Annotated in this window: 9 protein-coding genes; 5 read left to right on the forward strand and 4 right to left on the reverse strand. The window is 69.8% G+C overall.

Features of this window, described 5'->3' with window-relative positions:
* Positions 1-83 precede the first annotated feature (83 nt).
* Positions 84-536, reverse strand: coding sequence for an SRPBCC family protein (locus E1265_RS32330; RefSeq protein WP_132934523.1), 453 nt, complete (start codon positions 534-536; stop codon positions 84-86).
* Positions 537-678: 142 nt separating this feature from the next.
* On the opposite strand from E1265_RS32330, the gene E1265_RS32335 reads away from it, so the two are divergent.
* A complete protein-coding gene (locus tag E1265_RS32335; protein ID WP_132934524.1) occupies positions 679-1,710 on the forward strand; it encodes an Rv2578c family radical SAM protein in 1,032 nt (343 codons plus the stop codon).
* Here E1265_RS32335 and E1265_RS32340 read toward each other — a convergent pair.
* From E1265_RS32340 to E1265_RS32350, 3 genes are read right to left on the reverse strand one after another with little or no spacing between them, the layout of a single operon-like run.
* Positions 1,697-1,876: a DUF397 domain-containing protein gene (locus E1265_RS32340; RefSeq protein WP_165953955.1), complete on the reverse strand. Its 180-nt coding sequence runs from the start codon at positions 1,874-1,876 to the stop codon at positions 1,697-1,699. The two genes, E1265_RS32335 and E1265_RS32340, sit on opposite strands and share 14 nt — an antisense overlap.
* A 2-nt stretch (positions 1,877-1,878) precedes the next feature.
* On the reverse strand, positions 1,879-2,082 hold the full coding sequence (locus E1265_RS32345) for a DUF397 domain-containing protein (RefSeq protein ID WP_132934525.1): 204 nt from the start codon (positions 2,080-2,082) through the stop codon (positions 1,879-1,881).
* Positions 2,083-2,907: a helix-turn-helix transcriptional regulator gene (locus E1265_RS32350; RefSeq protein WP_132934526.1), complete on the reverse strand. Its 825-nt coding sequence runs from the start codon at positions 2,905-2,907 to the stop codon at positions 2,083-2,085.
* 117 nt (positions 2,908-3,024) lie between these two features.
* On the opposite strand from E1265_RS32350, the gene E1265_RS32355 reads away from it, so the two are divergent.
* The 4 genes from E1265_RS32355 to E1265_RS32370 all read left to right on the forward strand — a co-directional run.
* Positions 3,025-3,234, forward strand: coding sequence for a hypothetical protein (locus tag E1265_RS32355; protein WP_132934527.1), 210 nt, complete (start codon positions 3,025-3,027; stop codon positions 3,232-3,234).
* The gene (locus E1265_RS32360; protein WP_243741266.1) at positions 3,234-3,551 is read left to right on the forward strand and encodes a hypothetical protein; all 318 of its coding nucleotides are present in this window, start codon (positions 3,234-3,236) and stop codon (positions 3,549-3,551) included. Before E1265_RS32355 ends, E1265_RS32360 begins: the two co-directional genes overlap by 1 nt.
* 96 nt (positions 3,552-3,647) lie before the next feature.
* Positions 3,648-5,501, forward strand: a complete 1,854-nt coding sequence (locus E1265_RS32365; RefSeq protein WP_132934528.1) for a PhoX family phosphatase — start codon at positions 3,648-3,650, stop codon at positions 5,499-5,501.
* A gap of 39 nt (positions 5,502-5,540) precedes the next feature.
* Positions 5,541-6,066, forward strand: a 526-nt coding sequence (locus E1265_RS32370; protein WP_207931295.1) for an N-acetylmuramoyl-L-alanine amidase, incomplete at its 3' end; no start/stop codon positions are given.

Below are 6,066 nucleotides of genomic sequence, written 5' to 3' on the forward strand. Positions count from 1 at the left end.
GTTCGACTCCCGCCCGGACCCTGGGGTTGTGCGAACGGAAGGCGAAAGCCGGGGAAACGGTCGCGGCGGAAGCGGGAGGACGGCTACTCCGCCTTCTCCATCTCGGTGGCGAGGTTGGCGAGAATCCGGTCGTAGATTCCGGCCAGCGCCCGGGGCGCGAAGAGGCGTTCGAAGAAGCCGCCGACGCCGCCCGCGCCCTGCCAGGTGGTCCGCACCGTCACGCGCGCCCCCGCGCCCCCGTCACCCGGCGTGACCTTCCAGGTGGTGACCAGGGTGGAGTTGCGGTCCTTCTCGATCAGCGTGTTGTCCTCGGGCTCGGTGATCTCGAGCAGGAGCTGACGAACCCGCCGCGAGGTGGCCTGAAAACGGACGTGGAGAACGGTGCCCTCGCCGTCCCCGCCCTCCCGCACCTCGTACTCCGAGAAGTGCTCGGTGAGCAGCCGGGGGTGCACGTCCTGGTAGTCCGCGATCGCGTCGAACACATCGTTCGGCTCCGCAGCGATGTCACGCTGCGTAACCGTTTCGAGCAACGCCATGCCAATGCTCCTGCCGCCGTAGGGACTTGGGCGGAAAGCCAATCACCCCCGGCACCCGGGGCCCAAATCTGGCTTGACAGCACCTATTCGAACGTGTGTCCTAATAGTGGGACAAGCGGGAGGCGAGCACGAGGAGAGCCCCATGCGCTGGAACAACCTGAGTGAGGGCCCCACGGCGTCGGCGACCCCGGCACTGTTCGGCACGGACGTCGTGACCAGGACGTTCGACACCCCCGAGTTCCGTGGCATCACGTTCCACGAGGTGCGGGCCCGCTCCATCGTCAACCGGGTGCCCGGCGCATCCCGGATGCCGTTCGAATGGACGATCAACCCGTATCGGGGATGCAGCCACGCGTGCGTGTACTGCTTCGCCCGCAAGACGCACAGCTACCTGGACCTTGACACGGGCATCGGCTTCGACACCCAGATCGTGGTGAAGGTGAACGCGCCGGAGCTGCTGCGGCGCGAGCTGGCGTCACGGCGTTGGCGCGGCGACCACATCGCGATGGGCACGAACGTCGACTGTTACCAGCGGGCGGAGGGGCGTTACCGGTTGATGCCCGGCATCATCGGCGCGCTCCGCGACTACGCCAACCCGTTCTCGATCCTCACCAAGGGCACGCTGATCCTGCGCGACCTGGAACTGCTGCGGCAGGCGGCGGCCGTGACGGACGTCGGCATCTCGGTCTCCGTCGGCTTCGTGGACCCCGCGATGTGGCGCACGATCGAACCGGGCACGCCGGCGCCGGAACGGCGTCTTGACGTCGTGCGCCAACTGACTGCCGTCGGCATCCCCTGCGGAGTGCTGATGGCGCCGGTGATCCCCTATCTGACGGACTCACCGGCGCAGCTACGCGAGACCGTCCGCGCGATCGCGGCCGCCGGCGCGAACTCGGTGACGCCGCTCGCGCTGCACCTGCGGCCGGGCGCGCGGGAGTGGTTCATGCGGTGGCTCGCCACGCATCACCCCCGTCTTGTGCGGAACTACGAGGTGATGTACGCGGCGGGCGCGTACGCGCCCAAGTGGTACCAGCGCCGCATCACCGGCCAGGTGCACGAACTGGCGGCGGAGTACGGCATCGGCCCGGCCGCCAGGCCGGGCGCGCACCGCGCCATCCGCGAACCGGCCCCGGTTCCGGCTCCGCCGGAGCCGACCCAGCTCACGATTCTCTGAGCCGAGAGAGGAACGCGCTCCACGCGGGCACGGAGAAGGCGATCACCTCACCGGCAGGCATCTTGCTGTCCCGGACGGGGAGTATGCCGGCATCGCCGGCAGCGACCTCAACGCAGTCACCGTTGTCATTGCTGTAGCTGGACTTACGCCACTGGGCGGATGCCACGATCAGCGAGCTCGCGATTCCCTCATGTCTCGCAGGAACGCGTTCCAGGCGGCAGGACCGAACGTGACGACCGCGTCGGCCGGATCCTTGCTGTCCCGCACCGGAAGCACGCCGGAGATGACATCGGCCACCTCGACGCAGTCGCCGCCGTTCTGGTTGCTGTAACTCGACCGTCGCCACTGAGGCATGACATGTGTCGTGGACATCTACCGGTACTCCTCCCACACCTTTTCCATGAACGCCAGCGAGGCCTTCGGAGAGAGGGCCTGAGCGCGGATGAGATCGTAACGAAGCGAGCACTCGTCCACTGCCGCCCTTGACTCATCGAGCTCGCCCGTGTGGCTGTTCTCGCGATACGCCACGGAGGGGTTGTCCGAGACGGTGAGCAACGTCAGGGAGCCGCCGAGCGAACCATGCTCCCCCGCCTCGAAGGGCAGCACCTGGAACACCACATTCGGCCGTTGAGCTGCCTCGATCGCGTGCTCCAGCTGAGCGGCCATCACCCGACGACCGCCAATAGGCCGCCGCAGCACCGCTTCGTCCAGCACCGTCCACAGGAGGGGGGCGGCCTTCTGCTCGATGAGCCGTTGCCTGCTCAGCCGCGCAACGACGAACTCCTCGACGCGTTCCTCGTCAGCTCGGGGCAAGCCCGCCCGGGTGATCGCGCGGGTGTAGTCCCCGATCTGAAGAATCCCAGGCATGGTCTGGGACATGTACTTGTACATGGCCGAAGCCTTCACTTCCAGTTCGAGGTACCGCTGCACGTAGTCCGCGAAGGTGCTGTTCCGGGCCACCAGCCACAGACGGTTCAGTAGACCGTTCGCATTGAGGGCGGTGTCGATCGTGGCCATGAAGGCCTCGCTGGGAAACTTCTCCGCCCGCTCCACCCGACTGAGATACGTCTTGTCGCAGCATGCCTTCCGAGCGACCTGTGCCAGCGACAGGTTCGCACTCTCGCGCAATCGACGCGTTTCATAGCCCAAGAGGGCCTTGGGAGTAAGCGTTGCGACATCGCCCCGCTGTACGTCCATCGATAACCCCTTCGATTGCCTACGGTCCTGAGCAACGCCGTAGGGCTCCCCACGGTACTTCCGGAGTGTCACGCTGGTGCCACTTTCCGTGAAAGCGAACCCGAAGGGGAAGCAGCCATGAGCACGACCGTCGAACGACTCAGGGACGCGGAATCGGCCGCCGAGGAGTTGCGGCTGGCGTTGGAGAACCTCGGTGTCGTCCTGCCATCGCTCCGCGTCGACCTGGCCTCCTGTACGTCCGACGCGAACCGGCCGCTCGTGGACCTCGGTTGCTGCAACCTCGCCATGGTCCGCAAGTTGGCGTCCGTGCTGCGGGGGTGCGCGTGATGGCGCCCGACCGGCGGCCGTTGCTCAATTCGCTGCTGCGGCAGGCCAACGCGCTCAGCGACCGCAACCGCCGCCACACGCTCGGCGCTTACCCGGTCCTCGGCCGTTCGCTGCTCGTCAGTGAGCCGAACCGCGACGCCGACGCGCCGCCGTTGACCCACCGGATGCGGTGCGACGCCTGCGGCCAACGCTCGCCGCGATGCGTCGAGTTCGGCCGGGTGCAGGACTGGCAGCTGCGGCACGCCGCCGCCAATCCCACCCACCACACCTACACCGAGACGCTGACCAGACCCTGGCTCGTCTCGTTCCGGGCTTAGAGGCGGCGGGGTCGTTACTCGGCCGGCTCGGGACCGGTCCCGGATCGCACGCTCCACACTGCGGTTCTCAGCCCTGCCCTGGGACGGAGTACCGACATGACAGAGAACCCCGCCAGAGCGCTGTCCCGCCGCAGCGCCCTGATCGGCGGCACCGCGGCGGCCACAGGGCTCCTCATCGGCTCCGGGTCGGCAGCGGCCGCCGCGGCGCCCGGTTTCACCCCCGTTCCCGCCGATGACACCGACGCCGTCCGCGTGCCCGCCGGCTACGTCGCCCATGTGCTCGCCCCCTGGGGGCAGCCGCTGCAGACGACCGGTCCGACCTGGCGCCAGGACGGCGGCAACACCGCCGCCGAGCAGGCCCGGCAGATCGGCACACACCACAGCGGACTCGCCTTCCACCCGCTGGAGCGCGGCCCGCGCGGCAGCGGACACGGCATGCTCGTCATCGGTCACGAGTACGCCGACGGCACGCTGCTGCATCTCGACGGTGGCGCCGACCTCACCAGGTCGGCGGTGGACAAGGCACTGGCCGCGGTCGGCGTCAGCGTCGTGGAGGTCCGGCGCCGCGGGGACACCTGGCAGGTCGTCGACTCGCCGCGCAACACGCGGGTGACCGGCGCCACGCCCGTGACCTTCGCCGGGCCGGTCACCGCCGACCATCTTCGCTTAGGCACGGGCGGCGCGCCCCTGGGCCTCCTGGGCAGCAGCGCCACCGGGACCACGCCCTGGGGCACGTGCCTGGTCGCCGAGGAGAACTTCCACGCCGTCTTCGGCACCGACGACACCGCCTGGAATCCGACCGAGACTCAGCTCCGCTACGGGCTGAGCGCTTCCGGCCACGGCCACCGCTGGCACCGGGCCGAACCGCGCTTCGACCTCGCGGTCAACGGCGACGAGCCCAACCGCTTCGGCTGGGTCGTCGAGATCGACCCGCTGGATCCACGCTCGGCCCCGGTCAAGCACACCGCCCTCGGCCGGTTCAACCACTCCGGCGCGACCGTGACGCGGTCCGGCGGCCGGGTCGTCGTCTACAGCGGGGACGACCAGGACGGCGGCCACGTGTACAAGTTCGTCGCGGCGCGGCCCTGGCGGGCCGGCCGCGCCGGGGACCGCGGCCCGCTGGACGAGGGCACCCTGTACGTCGCCCGCTTCCACGACGACGGCACGGGCGAATGGCTGCCGCTGGTCCACGGCCGCGGCCCGCTGACCGGGCGCCTGGGTTGGACCGATCAGGCCGACGTGCTGCTGCGCGCCCGGCAGGCGGCCGACGCGCTCGGTGCCACCCCGCTTGACCGCCCCCAGCAGATCGCGGTCGACCCGCGCGATGGCGGCCTCTACTGCGCGCTCGCCAACAGCACCGGGCACTCCCCCTGCGCGTCCCCCACCTCCGGGGGCTCGAGCGCGGTGCGTCCCCGCCGGTCGAATCCCTACGGGCACATCGTCCGCTGGTGGGAGGACGGGGGCGACGCGGCGGCCGGGCGGTTCCGCTGGGAGATTTTCGTCCTCGCCGGCGACCCCGCCTACGACGACGCGGTCCAGCTCGACTCCGGCGGCATGTTCGCCTCGCCCAAGGGCCTGTCGTTCGACACGGCAGGGCGGCTGTGGATCCGCACCGGCGTCTCAGGGCACGTCCAGAACCGCCAGGAGCGCGGGCACGACCGGCTGGGCAACAACGCGCTGCTGGTGGCCGACCCCGCCACCGGGACGATCCGCCGGTTCCTCACCGGCCCGCGCGGCGCGGAGATCACCGGCACCGCCCTCGCCCCTGACCGGCGGACCCTGTTCGTCAACGTGCAGCACCCCGGCGAGCGCTCCGCGGCCTGGGGTACCCCCACCCCGCGGAACCCGCGGGCGGTCAGCAACTGGCCCGACCACGCCCCGGAAGGTCGGCCCCGCTCGGCCACGGTCGCCGTCAGCCGGAGCGACGGCGGCGTGATCGGCGCGTTCTGACCCCGGGACCGGAATCGCAGTGCGGAAGGAGTGTGGACAGTGGTAGACATCATCCCCCGGTCGGCGTGGGGCGCCGCGCCCCCGGCGAAGCCGATCACCGACCCGTGGAGCCCCTGGTTGGGCGGGGTCGCCATCCACCACCACGGCAATTCCTACCCCTGGCCGTGGGACAGCTACTACATGGAGAACCACGCGGACTGCTTCGGCCAGGTCCGTGAGGTGCAGCAGGCGAGGATGGACGACGGGTACGACGACATCCCGTACAACTACCTCGTCTGCCACCACGGCGGGATCTTCGAGGGCCGGGGACCCAATGTCCGCTCGGCGGCCAACGACACCCACACCCCGGGAGCGAACCAGAACTACTTCGCCGTCATGGGCATGGCGGAGACCAACGACACCCCCACGCAGGCCATGGTGACCTCCATCCGCGAACTGATCGCTCACCTGCGCCAGTACGAGGAGGCGGGACCGGCGCTCCTCGGACACAAGGACCTCGACCCCGGCACCGAGTGCCCGGGGAACCTGTACGCGAACGTGACCAACGGCAGCCTCCAACCGCCCC

The sequence above is a fragment of the Streptomyces sp. 8K308 genome, assembly GCF_004348315.1.
Taxonomy (GTDB): Bacteria; Actinomycetota; Actinomycetes; order Streptomycetales; family Streptomycetaceae; genus Streptomyces.

What these genes read in the sequence shown, in the direction of transcription:
- E1265_RS32345 (WP_132934525.1), bottom strand. Translation starts at nt 2,082, where the DNA reads ATGTCCACGACACATGTCATGCCTCAGTGGCGACGGTCGAGTTACAGC.
- E1265_RS32335 (WP_132934524.1), top strand. Translation starts at nt 679, where the DNA reads ATGCGCTGGAACAACCTGAGTGAGGGCCCCACGGCGTCGGCGACCCCG.
- E1265_RS32330 (WP_132934523.1), bottom strand. Translation starts at nt 536, where the DNA reads ATGGCGTTGCTCGAAACGGTTACGCAGCGTGACATCGCTGCGGAGCCG.
- E1265_RS32355 (WP_132934527.1), top strand. Translation starts at nt 3,025, where the DNA reads ATGAGCACGACCGTCGAACGACTCAGGGACGCGGAATCGGCCGCCGAG.
- E1265_RS32365 (WP_132934528.1), top strand. Translation starts at nt 3,648, where the DNA reads ATGACAGAGAACCCCGCCAGAGCGCTGTCCCGCCGCAGCGCCCTGATC.
- E1265_RS32360 (WP_243741266.1), top strand. Translation starts at nt 3,234, where the DNA reads ATGGCGCCCGACCGGCGGCCGTTGCTCAATTCGCTGCTGCGGCAGGCC.
- E1265_RS32350 (WP_132934526.1), bottom strand. Translation starts at nt 2,907, where the DNA reads ATGGACGTACAGCGGGGCGATGTCGCAACGCTTACTCCCAAGGCCCTC.